We start from the raw sequence: 16,716 nt of genomic DNA, 5'->3' as shown, positions 1-16,716 counted from the left end.
ATTGTCATTCGGGGTTGGTTGAGAGGATGACTTTGCCCAGCGCTCGTCGACTCATGACTTCCTCGAGTGCGGTAGGAGCATTGATCAGCGGGTGGATGCTGTTCACATGAGGAGACAGAGCGCCACCGTCGTACATGTCGAAGAGCGCTCGCATGTTGTCCGCGTTGCACTCCGGATTACGCTTCGCCCATGCGCCCCAGAGAACTCCATGTAGCGCCCCGCCAACGACGAGGAGGCGATTCATGCCGATCTTCGGAATCTGCCCCGAAGCGTAGCCAACCGTCAAATATCTTCCTGCGGTGGATAATGCGCGCACCGCTGTAGCGGCGTGATCTCCACCGACCGGGTCGTACACCACGTCTACACCGGACGGTGCGACCTGTGCGACTCGTTCGCGAAGGTTGCCCGTTGTGTAGTTGATCAACTCGTCTGCTCCATGTTGCTTACAGACCTCGAGTTTCGCCTCGGAGGACGCCGCCGCCACCACGCGTGCACCCAATGCTTTGCCGATCTCGATTGCGGTGAGCCCGACGCCCCCGGAGGCACCCAGGACGAGCAATGTCTCTCCTGGTCGGATCGCAGCTCGGTCGACGAGTGCGTGGTAGGACGTTCCGTAGGTAACCACGAATCCGGCAGCGTCGGAGAAACTCATGGAATCAGGGATGACAAAGACCTTGTCACTGGTGACCGCCACGAGTTCCGCGTATCCGCCCATGCCGCAGAAGGCCATGACTCGCATCCCCGGGGTGACCCCTTGGACGTCCGAGCCGACACTGTGCACTACACCCGCGACTTCCGACCCGGGAATGAAGGGGAGTGGGGGTTTAGTTTGATACGTTCCGGCGACGATCAACCCGTCGGGAAAATTGACACCCGCCGCCTTGACCGAGACGAGAACTTGGTTCGGTGTCGGCGTGGGATCGTCAATTTCTGTGAACTGCAGTTGATTCGGCAACCCCAGCTGGGTACATACGTGCGCCTTCACGGCCGCTCCGAAGGTACGAGGGGCGTCCGCACGAAGGTTGCCCACGCCTTGACCGCCAATCCGCCGGTCTGCCGCGTGCAGGCGAGTTCGACGTCGATCTTGTCACCTTCGTCGTCCGTATAGGTTCGTTCGACAAGCGCTGAGCATGTCAGAGTGTCTTCGGGCCAAACCTGTTCGAGGAACCGAACTCGTATCGCTCGGATGTTCTCTGCACCCAGCCAATCGGTGGCGAAGGTGGCCAGGAGCCCAGCTTGGAACATCCCGACCGAAAACGGACTCGGGTACCCCGCCGCCTCGGCGAAAACCTGGTCGTGATGAATCGGATTCATGTCTCCCGACGCACCTTGGTACCTGACGAAATCGGTGCGGGATACCGGACCGACAACCCACGGGGTCGGGACTGACACTGTGTTGATCAAGATTCCTCCACAGTCGGTCGAGCAGTTTCCACTCCGGTCATAGTTGCCCGAGCAATGAGATTTCCCTGTTCGTCTTCGAAATCCGTTGTCATCACGGCAAAAGTCATCTCGCCGCCCTTCCGTCCCTGCTTCGTGTAGATGTCGACGATCCGCGAAGTGCAGTTCAGACGAGTACCTGCGCGGGGAGGTGGACCGAAGAACTCGTACTTCTGTTCGGCATGGAGTCCGCGTTTGCCGTCGAGTTCTACCTTCCGCCACGGATCCGAGCCCTCTGTCTGCCAGAGGAGGGTCGTGGTGAGAAACGTCGGGGGCACTACCGGGAACTCGTCTTCGACATAGTTCCGATTGCTCGAATACGTGGCAACGGCGAACTCACGAATCTTGCCGCGCTCGATGTCCATACGGAACGGGGTGCCCGTGATACCTAGTGACTCTTTGTCGACCACAGCTTCTCCTTCAGACCCCATGGGTGGCTATGCATGTTGGCTACTTACCGAAACGACTTCGCCCGTCATGTACGACGAGTAGTCGCTTGCAAGAAAGACCATGACGTTGGCGACCTCCCACGGCTGTGCCGCACGACCGAAAGCCTCACTCTTGCTGAGCTGTTCGAGCAGTTCGTCGCTGGTCACCTTGGCAAGGTGAGGATGCATCGCGATGCTCGGTGCAACCGCGTTGACCCGGATTCCGTGCGGTGCCACGTCGAGGGCAGAGCATCGTGTGAGCGCCATGACGCCGGCTTTCGCTGCGGCGTAGTGCGACTGCCCTTCCTGCGCACGCCAGCCGATGACCGACGCGTTGTTGACGATCACCCCCGACCCTCGTGGAATCATGACTCTCAACACTGATCGTGTGGTGCGGAAAGTGCTCGTCAGGGTCACATCGAGTACCGAACACCACTGCTCGTCGGTCATACTTTGAATGCTCGCCGTCCCGCCGAGGCCTGCGTTGTTGATGAGGACGTCGATGGATCCATACTCGGCAACCACCCGATCGACCATTGCGTCGATCTGCTGATTGTCCGTGACATCGCAAGGAACAGTGAGTGGGCGGGTGCCGAACTCGGACTCGATGCGGTCGGCGGCCGCGATCAATCTGCGCTCATGCCGGTCACTGATCGCCAGTCGGGCACCTTCGGCAGCAAAGCGTTGTGCCGCTGCGAATCCGATTCCAGTTCCCGCTGCTGCTGTCACCAGAACGGATTTGCCTTCAGCAAGGCCGTGTCCCGGACCAGGGATCGGCGCAGTCGTCTCAGACAATTTCACTCATCGCCTCTGTCAACTCTTCCACCGTCCATCGCGAGTCTCTGGCGATGGTCTTTCCGTACTGCCACCCGAGAAACTGGCGGACTTCGCCGCCTTTGGCGTAAAACACCTGACCAGTGGCGGGGCACTTCTCGGTGAGCAGATAGGCCACAACTGGCGAGACGTTGCCTGGATGATAGGTGTCGAATGCACTCGGATCGTCAGGTGCTGCAACAAGTTCCTTGATACCGGGAACATTCTCGGTCATCCGTGTCCTGGCCACAGGCGTAATTGCGTTGACTCGCACACCGTATCGGGCGACCTCCTGTGCGAGGATCGTTGTCAACGCTGCGATCCCGGCCTTCGCGGCGCCGTAGTTGCTCTGACCGACGGCACCGAGCAGCCCGGAGGTGCTCGATACGTTCACGATCGACGCCGCGACGGTTTCGCCCGACTTCGAACGCTCGCGCCAGTAGTTGCCGAATACAGTGCAGGGCGCGAATGTAGCGCGTAGTTGTCCCGAGATCACGTCGTCCCAATCGGCCTCGGGCATGTTCAGAAACATTCGATCACGCAGGATGCCGGCATTGTTGACCAGGCCGTCGACCGAGCCGAATGCCTCGAGGGCCAGGTCCAGGAGTTCGCTCGCGCCGTCGATCGTCGTGACGTCCGCGACACTGGCAACTGCGATTCCTCCGGCCGCGACGATTTCGTCGACGACCGATGCCGCAATACTGATGTCGTTTCCGTGCCCGTCCGGTCCGGCGCCGGTGTCGTCGACAACCACTTTTGCGCCTTCGGCCGCAAGTAGCAGGGCGTGCTCCCGGCCCAAACCACGACCGGCACCGGTTACTATGATTACTCGATCTTTCAGCTGATTCATTTCAGTTCGTTGTTCCTTTCACGTTTTCAGTTGACAAGACTCGACTGTCCAATTCGGGTGCGGGTGTGAGTCGAGCAAGGACGGCCTCCGCGTCCTGCATGATGCGTTCGACGAGTTCTGCGCTACTGGGGATGTCGTCGATCAGTCCGACGACCTGCCCGGTCGCCATGACTCCGATATCCGTGCGGCCGTCGAGGAGTGCGGATCGGTACAGCATCGGTGCGTTGGCGGCCATCACAACTTGCCGCCAGCCGAGTTCGTGGCTCTTCCGCATTTCCAGGCCTTCACGTATCAACTTCGACCAGGGAGTTCCCGAGAGACGTTGGAAAGCAACAGCATTGCGGGCAGCACGTAACATGCGCGTCGGTCCGTGGCTTGATTCGAGTTGATCGATCGTTCCTGCGCGCAGCACACGCTGAGGAACCCCGTCGATCTCGAGTGTGACCACGGTGTCGTTGACCGACTTCGAGAGATAGACATCTTTGACTGCCTGAGACACCGGTGAATCGCTGGTGAGCATGAAGCGAGTCCCCATCGCGATTCCGTCTGCACCGTAGGCGAGTGCTGAGACGAGACCTCGGCCGTCGAAATATCCGCCTGCCGCGATAACGGGGATGTCGACGGCGTCGACTACCTGTGGCAGAAGCAAACTCGTGGGGACTGCGCCTGTGTGTCCGCCGCCCTCGCCGCCTTGAACGACAACTGCGTCAACTCCCCACGCTGCAACTTTCTCGGCATGTCTGCGAGCTCCGATCGACGGCACGACAACAAGGCCTGCATCTTTGAGTCGGCCGATCAGCGCCTGGTTCGGTGCGAGCGCAAAGGAGGCGATCTTGACCCCCGATCGAATGAGAAGTTTGATTCTGCGATCGATGTCGTCCTGGTTGGCTCGCAAGTTCACGCCGAATGGTTGGTCGGTGCGGTCTTTGACGTAATCGATGGCGCTGACGAGTTCGTCGTAGGTCAGCATCGCCCCGGCGATGATTCCCAAACCGCCGGCTTTGGTTGTGGCCGCCGTAAGTCGGGCGTCCGAGACGTACCCCATGCCGGTCTGCACAATCGGATACTTCACACCGAAGAGTTCGCAGATACGGGTGTGCAGTGGCCCGGTACCTGAGTTCAGCACGGTCATGCCGGTACTTCCTTGTCACGTAGGTTCCGTGGATCGATGACGTTGCGAATCAGGTCGAGTTCCTCGCTTGTGGGGGTTCGAGTAGTGGGTACGGCTTTGGGCAGGTGGAGTTCGAACCCGGTTGCGGCTACTACTTCGTCGACGGTTACGCCGGGGTGAGTCGACACCAGACGCAACTGTCCGCTATCCGACTCGAAGTCCAGAACTGCGAGATTTGTGACAACTCGTCGTAACTCGTGGTATCGGCTGGCCGACGGTCCGGCCTTGCGTGCATTGTCGTTTCCGACACCGGAAACCATGTCGACCTGTGAAGTGAGAACGCGTGCACTGTGTTTCGGCACCCAGTAACTTGTCGGGTGATGCACGGTATTGCTCGGCGCTCCGCGGACTCCCAAGAGTTGCACTGTCGGCCGCGAATGATCACCTATCGCGGAGATGTTGCAGTTCCCATAGGAATCGAGCTGCGTGGGAATCATCATGATGTGCCGTTTGCCATTCCAGACGAGATTGAAGATCTGGTTGAAGGGCAACCACGATTCGACCTCGCCTGCCGGAGTTCGGTCGACGGCCCACGTGCCGCGCACGGCTGACGCTTCTCCGTCGGACAAAACGAGATCGGGTTCGAAAGTGTGGCGCGCCAATCGCACACCGATTGCAGGTATCACGCCGAATGCGCTCGCGATCACTTCACCGTTGCCTCGGTACGCCTCGGCGCACGCGATCGCGCAGACCTCTGCCCGAGTGGCGTCACTCATGCCGGCACTCCTTCGAATTCCGCAGCGACGAGTCTCTGGTAGTCGGCCTCGGAGCCGGACAGATATCGGTCGACGAAGCGTTGCCAAGCTTCTGGATCTTTTGCTGCAGTGGCATATTCGAGTTGGAAAGCCTCGTCACGATCGTAGTCGGGTACGCAGGATGTGAAATGCGCACCACCTGGAGCGTGAACGACTCCCGATACAAGCAACCGGGGAATTCGAATCGTCGACGGATGTGCATCCGCGGTCAACTCCGCAGTGGGAACCACTTGTTCGCAAGAGACATAGACCGATTCGGCAGCTAGGCAGAACAGGTCGTCGAAGTACAGGTCCGGCCCGAGGTATTGGGCATTGCCATGCATGTCCGCGCGGTTCATATGTACCAGCGCGGCATCGAGGGGGAGCGCCGGCATCGCAACCAATGATTCGCCCGCATAAGGATCGACGATCGTCTGCAGTTCCGGATTCACTCGGAGGACGTCGGAACCGAGTCCCGCGCGAGTCGGCAGGTAGGGCATACGGATCCCGGCCGCGTACAGGCCCCATTGGAGCATGCCCTCGTCGTATTCGCTGACCTCGATACGACCAGCCTGTCGGGCTGCTCTGAAGTGAGGGTCCAGGGGGATCGAGTCCAGCGAGACGAAACCGAACACAACCTTTCGAACCTTTTCGGCTGCGCACAACAACCCCACATCAGCTCCGCCGTACGACACAACGGTCAGATCGGTCAGTTCTGACTTGAGGATCTCTCGGATGAGTGACATCGGCTTCCGGCGCGAACCCCACCCGCCGATTCCGATTGTCATTCCCGATCTCAGTCGACTTACGACATCTGCTTCCGACATTGTCTTGTCCGACACGCGTCCGTCCTCTCCTGGTATTTCACGAGCGCTCAAAGTCTCGTATCAAACGTTTGCTACGCGGTACGGAGCGACTGTAGCAAACGTTTGATTCGCGGTATAGAGTCAAAATTGCAACCTCGTCAGAGGTGACACGTGAAGACTCGTCAGGAGGACTTGAATGGAATGGTCGGATCGTCACGACTTGATACTCGAACAGGCTGCAGAACTGTTCGCCACCAAGGGGATCGCGGGCACCAAAGTTCGCGATATCGCTGATGCGGTGGGAATTCTGTCCGGAAGCCTTTATCACTACTTCCCATCGAAGGATGCAATCGCGAATACGATTGTCACACAATATCTTCAGGCGCTCACGAGCGCATACGGGTCGATCCTGGAATCTGCCGGTGACCCACGTACTCGCCTCGGTTCGCTGGTTCGAGCTTCGTTTCAGGTCAGTCAGGCGCACCCACACGCCTCCGAGATCTATCAGAACAACAGCACCTATCTCCGGAAACTTGACTCCTATCACGACATCCGTGAGGCCGCCCGTAGCACCAAGGACGCCTGGATCGCTGTTATCGAATCCGGAATGAGCGCAGGCGAGTTTCGATCGGACCTGCCGGCGGAGATTCTCTACGGACTGATTCGCGACGCTGTGTGGTTGTCGCTCCGATGGTTCAGCCCCACAGAGGAGTTCGGTCTTTCAGAGCTCGCCGATGCCGTCGTTTCGGTGTTTCTCGACGGCATCGATGCGCCGCTGAAATCAGCATCTGTCGGAAGTGGTCCCGCGCGAGAGGGTGTGAGGTCGTGAACCCGGCACCGCAGGGCGACAACGGTTTGTGTGAGCCCCTGGTGGCGGCGTGGTTCCGTGAGTATCTGCCCGATGCCACGCAAGGATTGCTCGAATTCGAACGGATCGCCGGTGGACGCTCGAACCTGACTTACTCGGTGAGCGACGAGGCAGGTTCTCGATGGGTGCTACGTCGACCCCCGCTCGGAATCAGGCATGCATCCGCCCATGATGTAATTCGCGAAGCTGACATTCTCGAGCGACTGCAGAACGTGCCGGTTCCGTCACCGATCGTTGTAGGCAAGTGCATTGACGAATCTGTGACTGGTGCTCCGTTCTTTGTCATGGACTTCATCGACGGCGCAGTCCTGCGTGATCCGGAGGTAGTACGCGCGAAAATCCCGTACGAAACGCGAGCCGGATTGGCCGCGGAACTGGTTCGCAATCTTGCCGCCCTGCACTCGGTCGACCCTCGTGAGATCGGATGGAATGCTCTGGCCGATCGGACGGACTACATCGATCGTCAGTTGAATCGGTGGTTGCGGAACTGGAAGGGTGATCGTGTGCGAGATAGCCTCGACCTCGAACGCACACATGCCAAGTTGTCTCGAAATATTCCCCCTCAGTGCAGTAGCAGCGTCGTGCACGGTGACTTTCGCCTTGACAACTGCATTGTCGGCGCCGACGGCGTGATCGCCGGAATACTGGATTGGGAACTGGCCACGGTGGGTGACCCCTTGGCAGACCTGGGCCAACTGTTGGTCTATTGGGCCGAACCCGATGACGATGTTTGTGCATTGGAGAATGCTCCGACTCGAATCGAAGGTTTTCCGTCGCGTGATGAGCTGTTGGACGTCTATATCTCTGCGGCCCAACAAGATGCGGACTTCAATATCGACTTCTACATTGCGTTCAACTGGTGGAAGATCGCATGCATTGTCGAGGGTGTGTACAGCCGCACGCTACGTGGCGCGATGGGCGAAATCGAGCGGTCGGCGGAATCGTTCGGCGCCCAGGCGGACAGGCTTGCGGCACAAGCGTGGCGAATGGCCCAACGGATTTGACGGAAATCTTCCGTGCGACTTTCTGGTCTAGTGGAATATGCGTCCGGGGCAACGTATTTCGTCCTTCTCTGTTCATGTTGCGGCGTTAACGTCCACCGTGATCCTTCTGTGAATGCTCCTGAGGTTTTTCTCTTCACACCCGATGTCAACATGGCACAATTTGTCACACTGAGATCGTTCGAACATCCGACGGTGACGGACGGCCTGGTGTCGCGGTGCTGTTGCAGCGGGCCGTAACCAGTAAGCCCGGTAGCGCTTTTCGGCTCCACGTGCCCCACATGCACCATAAATTGTGGGAATGACTTCAAGGAATTCGCATGCAAGCTTCCGCTCGTGCAGACGCTACGACCCCGGCGGGGTTCCTGGATCGACTGGCGTCGGTCATGGATGCTTTCGAAGTGTCCGGACAGCTCACTCTCAGTCAAGTTTCGCGAATTACCGGCTTGCCTCGTTCGTCGGTGCATCGCATGCTCGAGCAGCTCGTCGCCAAGAAGTGGCTCCGGCGGGATGGCACTGATTACTGCCTTGGAATCAGATTGATGGAGCTGGGAAGCCTTGCAATACAACAGGATCGATTGTATTCGGTCGCTTTGCCCTTCCTTCGCGAGTTGCATCGAGTGACCGGACTGGTAGTGCAGTTCGGAGTGCTGGACGCGCCGGATGTCGTTTACCTCGACAAGATCGGCGGAATGCTGTCCGGTGTAGTTCCTACTCGTGTCGGCGAACGTTCTTCGGCCGACAGGTCGGCTCTTGGACGTGTGCTCCTTGCGTTCGGAGGCTCCCCTGTGGGCGCTGAAGCGCCGATGACTCTAAGGCAGGAACTCAGTCGAATACGTGATACCGGCGTAGCGTACGGCGCGGGGCTGTTGAGTCCCGGCCTCAATTGCGTTGCTGCACCGGTTGGGCCGCAAGGAAACGCGATTGCTGCCGTTGCTGTTTCCGGTCCGTCCGCGATGCTCAAACTCGACTACCGAAGTGCGGTACCTGTCCGCCTTGTAGCGTCATCGATTTGGGGGGCGGTTGGCCAAACTGCGACACATTTCGATGTTCAACGCACCATGCGTGAACTGCGAGCGTTGCCGTCGGCGGGACCCAGGCGTATGCGTTCGTGAACGTCGATGATCCGTAGACTTGGTCCTGCGCTGCCGCCTCGAATCGCGTCAAATGGCGATGGGGGTCAGACGAGGCTGGCCTGGCGTCTCGATGTCCAGTCGGTGGCGGAACTGATCGAAGGCGAAGTGGACGGTTCATGGCTTCCGCAGCCGATGCCAGGGTTCTTCCTGTTCAACTCCGAAGCACGGTGGCGCACCGTGCGATACTGGCATGAGCATGGTTCAGTGTCTAACTCCCCGTCGCTCACCCAACGGCGGAAGGAGCAGGCAAAGTTGGAGATATCACGTTGTGCTGCAGAGCTTTTTGTCCTTCGCGGCGAGAATCCGGTGACTGCCGAGGGCATTGCACGCGCAGCTGGAATCGGACTTCGCACGTTCTATCGATACTTCGGACGAAGGAAGATGCGGTGAGGCCGATACTCGCCAACGGGATCGACGAATGGCTCGGGTATATCGCGTCCAGTTCGCCGGGTACGCCTGTTGTTCAGGTGCTGGCATCCGCCGCCCGCGTCGCACTGAATTCACCTGCCGCAACACCCGATGCGATTGCGTTGATTCGCCGACTTCAAAGGATTGTTCCTGGCGATCCGGCGCTTCGGAACGCGTGGTGAGCTTGGTCAACGACACCGAGACTGCATTGGTGCTCGTACTGCGTGATTTGATGGGACCCGGCGCAGACCCACTGGAAGTGCGTTTGCTTGCAATTGCAGCGAACACGGCCCAGCGGATGGCCGTTGTCGCGTGGGTTGACGGGGACTCCCCGGCGTATGGCGACGGCTCGCCTGCGGAAGTTGCGATGAGGTGTATTCGCATTCTGACCGCGGGACTGGGGCACGTGTCGACCTGAACGCCACTGGCCTTGTCGCATTCGTATTGATCGGCGCTGAACGAACTGGCCGTTCTACTTCCGCATTTTTCTAGAACGTGTTCTACTTTATTGAAGGTTGGCGGGCTATCAATGGAGGCGGAAGATCATGGGTCAGGTTCTGGACAACATCTCACAGTTCGCCGACGAGATCCGCGCCGACGGAGTCGAGGGCGACAAGCTGATGCGCTTGACGGACGGCAGCGCGAAGCGTTTGCGCGACGCCGGCGTCATCCGGATGTTGCAGCCGAAGGAGTTCGGTGGCCTCGAGGCGCATCCGCGTGAATTCGCCGAGACGGCAATGGCTATCGGTGCGATGGATGGTGCCACGGGCTGGGTCAGCGGCATCGTCGGTGTTCATCCGTGGGAGCTTGCGTTCTTCGACCGCAAGGCTCAGGAAGAGGTGTGGGGAACCGATCCTGATACGTGGATGGCGTCACCGTATGCGCCGATGGGTGTGGCGAGGCCGGTCGAGGGTGGGTACATCCTCAACGGTCGTTGGTCGTTCTCGTCCGGTACCGATCATTGTGACTGGATCATGATCGGTGCGATGGTCGGTGACGAGTCCGGTAAGCCGTTGATGCCGCCGAAGATTCTGCACGTGTTGTTGCCGCGTTCGGATTACGACATCGACCAGGACAGCTGGAATGTCGTGGGTCTGCGCGGTACGGGGTCGAAGGATCTGATCGTCAAGGATGCGTTCTTGCCGACGTATCGGACTCTTGATGCGGGAAAGGTTTTCGACGGGACGGCGTGGAAGGAAGCGGGTCGTACGGAGACGTTGTACAAGTTCCCGTTCTCGTGCATTTTCCCGTTGGGGATCACTTCGTCGTTGATCGGTATCGCCGAGGGTGCGTTGGCGTGCAACATGGCGGCGCAGCGTGAGCGGGTGACGGTCAGTGGTGTTCCGATCAAGGAAGATCCGTACGTGTTGTTCGCGATCGGTGAGGCTGCGGCCGAGATCGCTGCTTCTCGGGCTGCGATCTTGGAGACGGTGGATCGTTTCTGGGACATGACGGAGAAGGGGCAGGAAGTTTCGTTCGAGCTTCGTGCGATCGGTCGGCGTACGCAGACTGCTGCTGCGTGGCGGGCGGTGCGTGCGGTGGACGAGATCTTTGCTCGTTCCGGTGGTGGGGCTTTGCAGTTGAGCACGCCGATGCAGCGGTTCTGGCGTGATGCTCATGCCGGTCTCGCGCATGCGATTCATGTGCCTGGCTCCATCTTCCATGCGTCGACGCTCTCGCAGCTCGGTGGCGAGCCGCAGGGTATCCACCGGGCAATGATCTGAATCTGCTCGGTCGGACCAGCGCGGCCGGGTCATTTCGTGGCACGGCCTCACTGGTCTTGTGTCAGTTGGTGGCTACGACCTCGGATCGATTCGGATTTGATTCAGTCGGCTTGCGCAATCGTTCAATCGACCTTGGAAGCATGAACGCGACAACGACGCCGAGAGTGGTGGCCGCGGCACCTATCATGAATGCCATCTGGAATCCGGTATCAGTATAGAAGACAACGCCTTTCGTTACTTCGGGGGAGAGTGGCGCAATGTACGCGACATTCATGACGCTGAACGCGACGACGGGAAGCACTGCCGGAAATACGCTCTGAAACACTCCCACGATGCTTGCTGTAGTCGCCTGGAGTTCCGCTGGCACAGCTTCTATCAAGAGATTTGGAATAGACGCATAGGCGAGGCCCATTCCGCACCCGAACAGTGCGGCGAAAAGAATGAGCAGAATTCTGTTGTCGTGTACGAGTGACGTCAGGACAAATCCGAGTGTCATTGCCGACAATCCTGCGATGAGAAGTCCTCGAGGGCGTATCCCTCTGCTGACGAGTAGTCCGACGACAATGCCCCCGATTACCACCATGCCGCCGATAGGCGCCTGAAACACAGCGAAACCCTCTGCGGTAACCCCGAATCCGTAGCCCAGCCCCAAGGTCGCGGGTGTCATGGCCAGCATTGGGAGCAGGATCGAGTACAAGCCGGCAGCGGCATAGGTGAAACCGGCGCCGACGGCGGTGAGAAGTACCGGTCGATTGCCGAGAACATGCAGGTCGATCAGCGGATCCTGGACAAGTCGTGCGGAGATGAGCCACGCTCCCAACAGAATGATTCCACCGGCCAAGTAGCCGACGGTTGAGATATGTGTCCATCCGTTCGAGGGGCCGATGCTCACCGCAATCAAGACACCGGCAATTCCGGCGCCGAGAAGGGCGGCGCCGAGCAGGTCGAGCGTGGAACGCAACCGAACCGACGATTCGGAAGTAGTTGCAGCGATCATGCCGAGCAGAAGGACCAGAACGATCACGAAGAACCAGAAGATGCTTCGGAAGCCGTAATGATCGATCAACCATCCGGTGAGAAATGGCGCAGGTATGGCGATCAATCCCATTCCGCTCGTAGCAATACTGACCGCTAGCTGTATGAGGCACGGACGTTAGTTACGCGGTGCCGGCGGTAAGCGGCAGGCGGTCGTCCTCCGCGTGCTGAATGCGGTCGGTGATAATTATAGTGAATGTTCCACACCTCGACGGCAGTGCGCCGCTCGGCTTCGCTGATGTATTCGCGGGAGTACAGCAGTTCTTCGGCGAGGATGCGGTTGTAGCGCTCCACTTTCCCATTGTGTTTCGGCGTGTACGGCTTGATCCGGTAGTGCCGCGCTTCCCGCAGTGAAGCAGTGAAATCTGCTGCCCGATAGCATGATCCGTTGTCGGTGATCACGCGCTCGATCCGGGTGATGCCGTGCGCCGCGAAGAAGAGTCGGGCGTTGTTCATGAAATCGATGGCTGTCGCGGCAGTTTCGTTGTCTCTGGCCTCGGTGTACGCCAAACGGGTGTTGCCATCGATCGCGGAATGCAAATAGGTGTAGCCGACGCGGCCCTGCTTGTTCTTCGTTTTCCGACGTTGTGATCGTTTGGCCTGCTCGGAACCTCGCCCGTGGACGCGCCAACCTCCGCCGTCAGGGATGCGGCCGACCTTCTTCACGTCGACGTGCACCATCTGACCAGGCCGTTTCGCGGCGATGACCTGGGGTTTGCGGTTCGTTTCGCCGTTCGGGTCGATGAACCGGCGGCGATTGAGACCAAGATCCCGCAGGAGTTTCGTGACCGTCCGGCGAGCGATGACCGTTCCGTCCATTCGGAGTTCGAACGTGATGCGCGCGGCCGACCATTTCCGGGTCCGGCGCATCGCTTCGATCTCGGCCACGATCTCTGCGGCGGTGGCGGTGGGTTGATGGTTCGGTGCGCTGGATCTGTCTTGTAATCCCAGTTCACCGTATTTGCGGTACCGGTTGACCCACGTGGAGGCGCATTGTCGGGAGATGCCCATTTCGGCGGCGACGTGGGCGATCGGACGAGTGCGGCACCGCTCGATGAGTCGTCGTCTTCCCTCCACAGTCAGCGGAGCATTACGGTGTGTCACAGGGCTGGTCCCTTTGCTGTTGATGGTCTGTTTCGCAACTTCCATCCTGCCGCGAAGGGCCAGCCCGTCTACTTCAATCCAGCGTCAGCAACGTCCATACCCACAACAGCTAGCGCCACTTTCTTCGGTGGGAATACATCTCGTATGAGTGAGTAACTAAGGAAGAGGCAGGGAATGAGCAACCCCGATACAGATCGTCCGACGAGCATCACCGCGTAACTGTCGGCGACGGCGCAGATGAATGCACCCACCGCTGCGATCGTCACGCACGCCAAGAGGAGTCTGCGCTTGCCGTACATGTCGGCGAGCTTTCCGACGAGAGGTGCCGTGATGGCTCCGACGAGGAGGAACGCGGTCAGGAGCCAGGCCCCTTGAGTGGTTCGGTAGTGCGCTGCAATCGAAGGAATCGCCATCGAAATCATCAGGTAGCTGATGGTGAGCGTCTCGAGAAGGAGCACCAGAGCCGCAAGGGAGAGGGCGAGGCGAGGCGTCCACCGTTGAGGGGTCGGAGGGCTGTCAGTGGATGAGTCCGGTGGATCGGTTGGGCACGGCATAGAGGTCATTGGGGCGGTCCTTTCGGAGTGCGCGGACACAGTTCTCGGAGTGCGAGGTCGACTTCGGTCCGGCGAGCAATGAGCTGAGGTGCGGACGACGCGATCCCTGCCGTCCATGTAAGTCACATCACAGTTCGCCTAGGGTCTTGTTCGCCATGGCGTTTTCCATCTGTTGGGAGAAAGCTTTTGTGTACGTGCCCAATTCGACAGTTACAGGGAGATATCGGATCTCTGTCGAAGCGCAACTTGGGGCTCGAGCGCACCTGGGAGAGACCCTGATCGGAAAGTGCGTACCTCGGATGGTGCGGATCCCTGGGACAGCGCTCCCATCGCAGAATTCGTGGGTCTCGAGAAGCCTGTCGACGAATCTGGTCGATGACCTCGGACTGTCCGCAGAACCCGCATCGGTGTGAGCGCCAACGCGCAATGTGGGTTATAGGACAAACACCGATAGGCTGGCGGTCATGGCTGAGTTCATTTACACGATGAAGAAGGTGCGCAAGGCGCACGGTGACAAGGTCATCCTCGATGACGTCACGATGAGCTTTTACCCCGGCGCGAAGATCGGTGTCGTCGGACCGAACGGCGCTGGTAAATCCAGCATCCTCAAGATCATGGCCGGACTGGACCAGCCGGGCAACGGCGAGGCATTCCTGGCTCCGGGCGCGACCGTCGGCATCCTCATGCAGGAGCCGGAGCTCGACGAGACCAAGACTGTTCGCGAGAACGTCGAGGACGGTCTCGGAGAGACGATGGTCCAGCTCAAGCGGTACAACGAGATCGCCGAGCTGATGGCTACGGATTACTCCGACGAGCTCATGGAAGAGATGGGCGAGCTGCAGGAGAAGCTCGATCACGCAGATGCGTGGGAGATCGACTCGCAGCTCGAGCAGGCTATGGACGCCCTGCGCTGCCCCCCGCCGGAAGAGATGGTCACTCACCTCTCCGGTGGTGAGAAGCGACGCGTTGCGCTCTGCAAGCTGCTGCTGAGCAAGCCCGACCTCCTGCTCCTCGATGAGCCCACCAACCACCTCGACGCCGAATCTGTCCTGTGGCTCGAGCAGCACCTCGCTGCTTACCCCGGCGCAATCCTCGCCGTGACTCACGATCGTTACTTCCTCGATCACGTCGCGCAGTGGATCTGTGAAGTAGACCGCGGACGCCTGTACCCGTACGAGGGCAACTACTCCACCTACCTGGAGCAGAAGGCTGCACGCCTCGAAGTTGCCGGCAAGAAGGATCAGAAGCTGCAGAAGCGCCTCAAGGACGAGCTCGCATGGGTTCGTTCCGGCGCCAAGGCCCGCCAGGCCAAGAACAAGGCTCGTCTCGATCGCTACGAGGAAATGGCGAACGAAGCAGAGAAGACGCGCAAGCTCGACTTCGACGAGATCCAGATCCCGGCACCGCCGCGCCTGGGTGACGTGGTCGTGGAGGTCTCGAACCTCGACAAGGGCTTCGACGGTCGCGTTCTGATCAAGGATCTCTCGTTCACGTTGCCGCGCAACGGAATTGTCGGCGTCATCGGCCCCAACGGCGTCGGTAAGACGACGCTGTTCAAGACCATCGTCGGTCTCGAGGAGCCTGACGCCGGTGAGGTCAAGATCGGTCAGACGGTCAAGCTGAGCTACGTCGACCAGAACCGTTCCGGAATCGACCCCAAGAAGACGGTCTGGGAGACCGTGTCGGACGGGCTCGATTTCATCGTCGTCGGCCAGACCGAGTTTCCCTCGCGTGCGTACATCAGCTCGTTCGGTTTCAAGGGTCACGATCAGCAGAAGCCGGCCGGCGTCCTCTCCGGTGGTGAGCGCAACCGCCTGAACCTGGCGATGACGCTCAAGCAGGGCGGCAACCTGATCCTGCTCGATGAGCCCACCAACGACCTCGACGTCGAAACCCTCGGCTCGCTGGAGAACGCTCTCGAAGAGTTCCCCGGCTGCGCCGTCGTGATCTCGCACGATCGCTGGTTCCTGGACCGGACCTGTACCCACATCCTTGCGTGGGAAGGTGGCTTCGGCGACAACGAGGCAGCCTGGTACTGGTACGAGGGCAACTTCGAGGGCTACGAGGCGAACAAGGTCGAGCGACTCGGCCCCGACGCCGCACGCCCGCACCGCGTGACTCACCGCAAGCTCACCAGGGACTGATCCGGTGTCCGACGTATACACGGCGCAGATCCAGGTCCGGTGGGGCGATTCCGACCGGTTGGGTCACGTCAACAACACGCGTTACGTCGAGTACATGCAGGAAGCGCGCATCCAGTTCCTGGAAGCGAAACTGGCGCCGCTCGGCGGCCGGCCGGGATACCTCGTGGTTCGAAAGATGACCGTCGAGTTCCTCAAGCCGGTCACCGATCGATCCGGTCCCTTGAATGTGGAGATCTTCACGACTCACGTCGGGACTTCCTCGTTCACGGTTCGGCACGTCATCCGTGACAACGCGGGTGTCGAATGCGCTTTCGGCGACGCGTTGATGGTCGGATTCGACACGGTGTCCGAAAAGTCCAGACCGCTGGCGGACAGCGAACGCGCGGTGCTCGAAGCATCGCTTGTTCAGATGACGACATCGTAGATTTCGTTTCTCAGTTCACCCTAGGTACTGGTTGCCGCGGCTAGTCTCGAGTCAGAGATTGGTCGCGGCGATCAGA

18 protein-coding genes and 2 pseudogenes are annotated in these 16,716 nt (G+C 59.6%); 9 read left to right on the top strand and 11 right to left on the bottom strand.

All coding sequences use genetic code 11. The annotated features are described in order from the left end of the window. Window positions 1-4 precede the first annotated feature (4 nt). Genes EHW12_RS18940 through EHW12_RS18905 form a run of 8 tightly spaced genes read right to left on the bottom strand, consistent with a single transcriptional unit; the run spans window position 5 to window position 6,263 of the window. Window positions 5-985, bottom strand: a complete 981-nt coding sequence (locus tag EHW12_RS18940) for an NADPH:quinone oxidoreductase family protein (RefSeq protein ID WP_065352975.1) — start codon at window positions 983-985, stop codon at window positions 5-7. Then, a complete protein-coding gene (locus EHW12_RS18935; protein WP_116056527.1) occupies window positions 982-1,404 on the bottom strand; it encodes a MaoC/PaaZ C-terminal domain-containing protein in 423 nt (140 codons plus the stop codon). Before EHW12_RS18935 ends, EHW12_RS18940 begins: the two co-directional genes overlap by 4 nt. Continuing rightward, complete coding sequence (locus tag EHW12_RS18930; protein ID WP_003945322.1) at window positions 1,401-1,850, bottom strand: MaoC family dehydratase N-terminal domain-containing protein; 450 nt, start codon at window positions 1,848-1,850, stop codon at window positions 1,401-1,403. The genes EHW12_RS18935 and EHW12_RS18930 overlap by 4 nt, the downstream gene beginning before the upstream one ends. Window positions 1,851-1,877: 27 nt before the next feature. After that, window positions 1,878-2,669, bottom strand: coding sequence for an SDR family oxidoreductase (locus EHW12_RS18925; protein WP_042446100.1), 792 nt, complete (start codon window positions 2,667-2,669; stop codon window positions 1,878-1,880). Beyond that, on the bottom strand, window positions 2,656-3,531 hold the full coding sequence (locus tag EHW12_RS18920) for an SDR family NAD(P)-dependent oxidoreductase (RefSeq protein ID WP_007733359.1): 876 nt from the start codon (window positions 3,529-3,531) through the stop codon (window positions 2,656-2,658). Before EHW12_RS18920 ends, EHW12_RS18925 begins: the two co-directional genes overlap by 14 nt. A 1-nt stretch (window position 3,532) precedes the next feature. Beyond that, window positions 3,533-4,663, bottom strand: a complete 1,131-nt coding sequence (locus EHW12_RS18915; RefSeq protein WP_042446094.1) for a nitronate monooxygenase — start codon at window positions 4,661-4,663, stop codon at window positions 3,533-3,535. Then, the gene (locus EHW12_RS18910) at window positions 4,660-5,418 is read right to left on the bottom strand and encodes a CoA-transferase (RefSeq protein ID WP_125051468.1); all 759 of its coding nucleotides are present in this window, start codon (window positions 5,416-5,418) and stop codon (window positions 4,660-4,662) included. The genes EHW12_RS18915 and EHW12_RS18910 overlap by 4 nt, the downstream gene beginning before the upstream one ends. Beyond that, window positions 5,415-6,263, bottom strand: a complete 849-nt coding sequence (locus EHW12_RS18905; RefSeq protein ID WP_197494238.1) for a CoA-transferase — start codon at window positions 6,261-6,263, stop codon at window positions 5,415-5,417. The genes EHW12_RS18910 and EHW12_RS18905 overlap by 4 nt, the downstream gene beginning before the upstream one ends. Before the next feature lie 175 nt (window positions 6,264-6,438). Between EHW12_RS18905 and EHW12_RS18900 the strand changes: the two genes are divergently transcribed. The 7 genes from EHW12_RS18900 to EHW12_RS18880 all read left to right on the top strand — a co-directional run bounded on the left by EHW12_RS18900 (window position 6,439) and on the right by EHW12_RS18880 (window position 11,379). Next, the gene (locus EHW12_RS18900) at window positions 6,439-7,071 is read left to right on the top strand and encodes a TetR/AcrR family transcriptional regulator (RefSeq protein ID WP_007733365.1); all 633 of its coding nucleotides are present in this window, start codon (window positions 6,439-6,441) and stop codon (window positions 7,069-7,071) included. Further along, window positions 7,068-8,114, top strand: coding sequence for a phosphotransferase family protein (locus tag EHW12_RS18895; protein WP_007733366.1), 1,047 nt, complete (start codon window positions 7,068-7,070; stop codon window positions 8,112-8,114). The genes EHW12_RS18900 and EHW12_RS18895 overlap by 4 nt, the downstream gene beginning before the upstream one ends. Before the next feature lie 317 nt (window positions 8,115-8,431). Further along, window positions 8,432-9,226 (top strand): IclR family transcriptional regulator, encoded by a 795-nt coding sequence (locus EHW12_RS18890; protein ID WP_125051466.1) that lies wholly within the window; start codon window positions 8,432-8,434, stop codon window positions 9,224-9,226. Window positions 9,227-9,232: 6 nt separating this feature from the next. After that, window positions 9,233-9,637: a TetR family transcriptional regulator gene (locus EHW12_RS36055; RefSeq protein WP_320443255.1), complete on the top strand. Its 405-nt coding sequence runs from the start codon at window positions 9,233-9,235 to the stop codon at window positions 9,635-9,637. Beyond that, window positions 9,634-9,837, top strand: coding sequence for a hypothetical protein (locus EHW12_RS35355; RefSeq protein WP_007733369.1), 204 nt, complete (start codon window positions 9,634-9,636; stop codon window positions 9,835-9,837). The genes EHW12_RS36055 and EHW12_RS35355 overlap by 4 nt, the downstream gene beginning before the upstream one ends. Further along, entirely contained in the window at window positions 9,834-10,073 is a 240-nt protein-coding gene (locus EHW12_RS35350) for a hypothetical protein (protein WP_007733370.1), read from the top strand. The genes EHW12_RS35355 and EHW12_RS35350 overlap by 4 nt, the downstream gene beginning before the upstream one ends. Window positions 10,074-10,200: 127 nt before the next feature. Further along, a complete protein-coding gene (locus EHW12_RS18880) occupies window positions 10,201-11,379 on the top strand; it encodes an acyl-CoA dehydrogenase family protein (RefSeq protein ID WP_125051465.1) in 1,179 nt (392 codons plus the stop codon). A 61-nt stretch (window positions 11,380-11,440) separates the two neighbouring features. On the opposite strand, the pseudogene EHW12_RS18875 reads toward EHW12_RS18880, so the two are convergent. From EHW12_RS18875 to EHW12_RS18865, 3 genes and pseudogenes are all read right to left on the bottom strand, one after another. Further along, window positions 11,441-12,520 (bottom strand): annotated as a pseudogene (locus EHW12_RS18875) (MFS transporter); the annotation flags it as partial. Next, window positions 12,511-13,518 carry an IS481 family transposase gene (locus EHW12_RS18870; RefSeq protein WP_125050221.1) on the bottom strand — a complete coding sequence of 336 codons (1,008 nt, stop codon included), beginning with the start codon at window positions 13,516-13,518 and terminating at the stop codon, window positions 12,511-12,513. The pseudogene EHW12_RS18875 and the gene EHW12_RS18870, both read right to left, overlap by 10 nt. A gap of 107 nt (window positions 13,519-13,625) precedes the next feature. Next, window positions 13,626-14,072: pseudogene (locus tag EHW12_RS18865) on the bottom strand (MFS transporter); the annotation flags it as partial. 464 nt (window positions 14,073-14,536) lie between these two features. On the opposite strand from EHW12_RS18865, the gene ettA reads away from it, so the two are divergent. After that, the gene (ettA, locus tag EHW12_RS18860; RefSeq protein ID WP_007730925.1) at window positions 14,537-16,216 is read left to right on the top strand and encodes an energy-dependent translational throttle protein EttA; all 1,680 of its coding nucleotides are present in this window, start codon (window positions 14,537-14,539) and stop codon (window positions 16,214-16,216) included. 4 nt (window positions 16,217-16,220) lie between these two features. After that, window positions 16,221-16,640: an acyl-CoA thioesterase gene (locus tag EHW12_RS18855; RefSeq protein ID WP_003944475.1), complete on the top strand. Its 420-nt coding sequence runs from the start codon at window positions 16,221-16,223 to the stop codon at window positions 16,638-16,640. Window positions 16,641-16,716: the final 76 nt, after the last annotated feature.

Origin of the sequence: Rhodococcus sp. NJ-530 (genome assembly GCF_003860625.1) — a bacterium.
Taxonomy (GTDB): Bacteria; Actinomycetota; Actinomycetes; order Mycobacteriales; family Mycobacteriaceae; genus Rhodococcus_F; species Rhodococcus_F qingshengii.
Note: the sequence above shows the minus strand (reverse complement) of the source record. Positions and strands in the feature narration are given on the sequence as shown.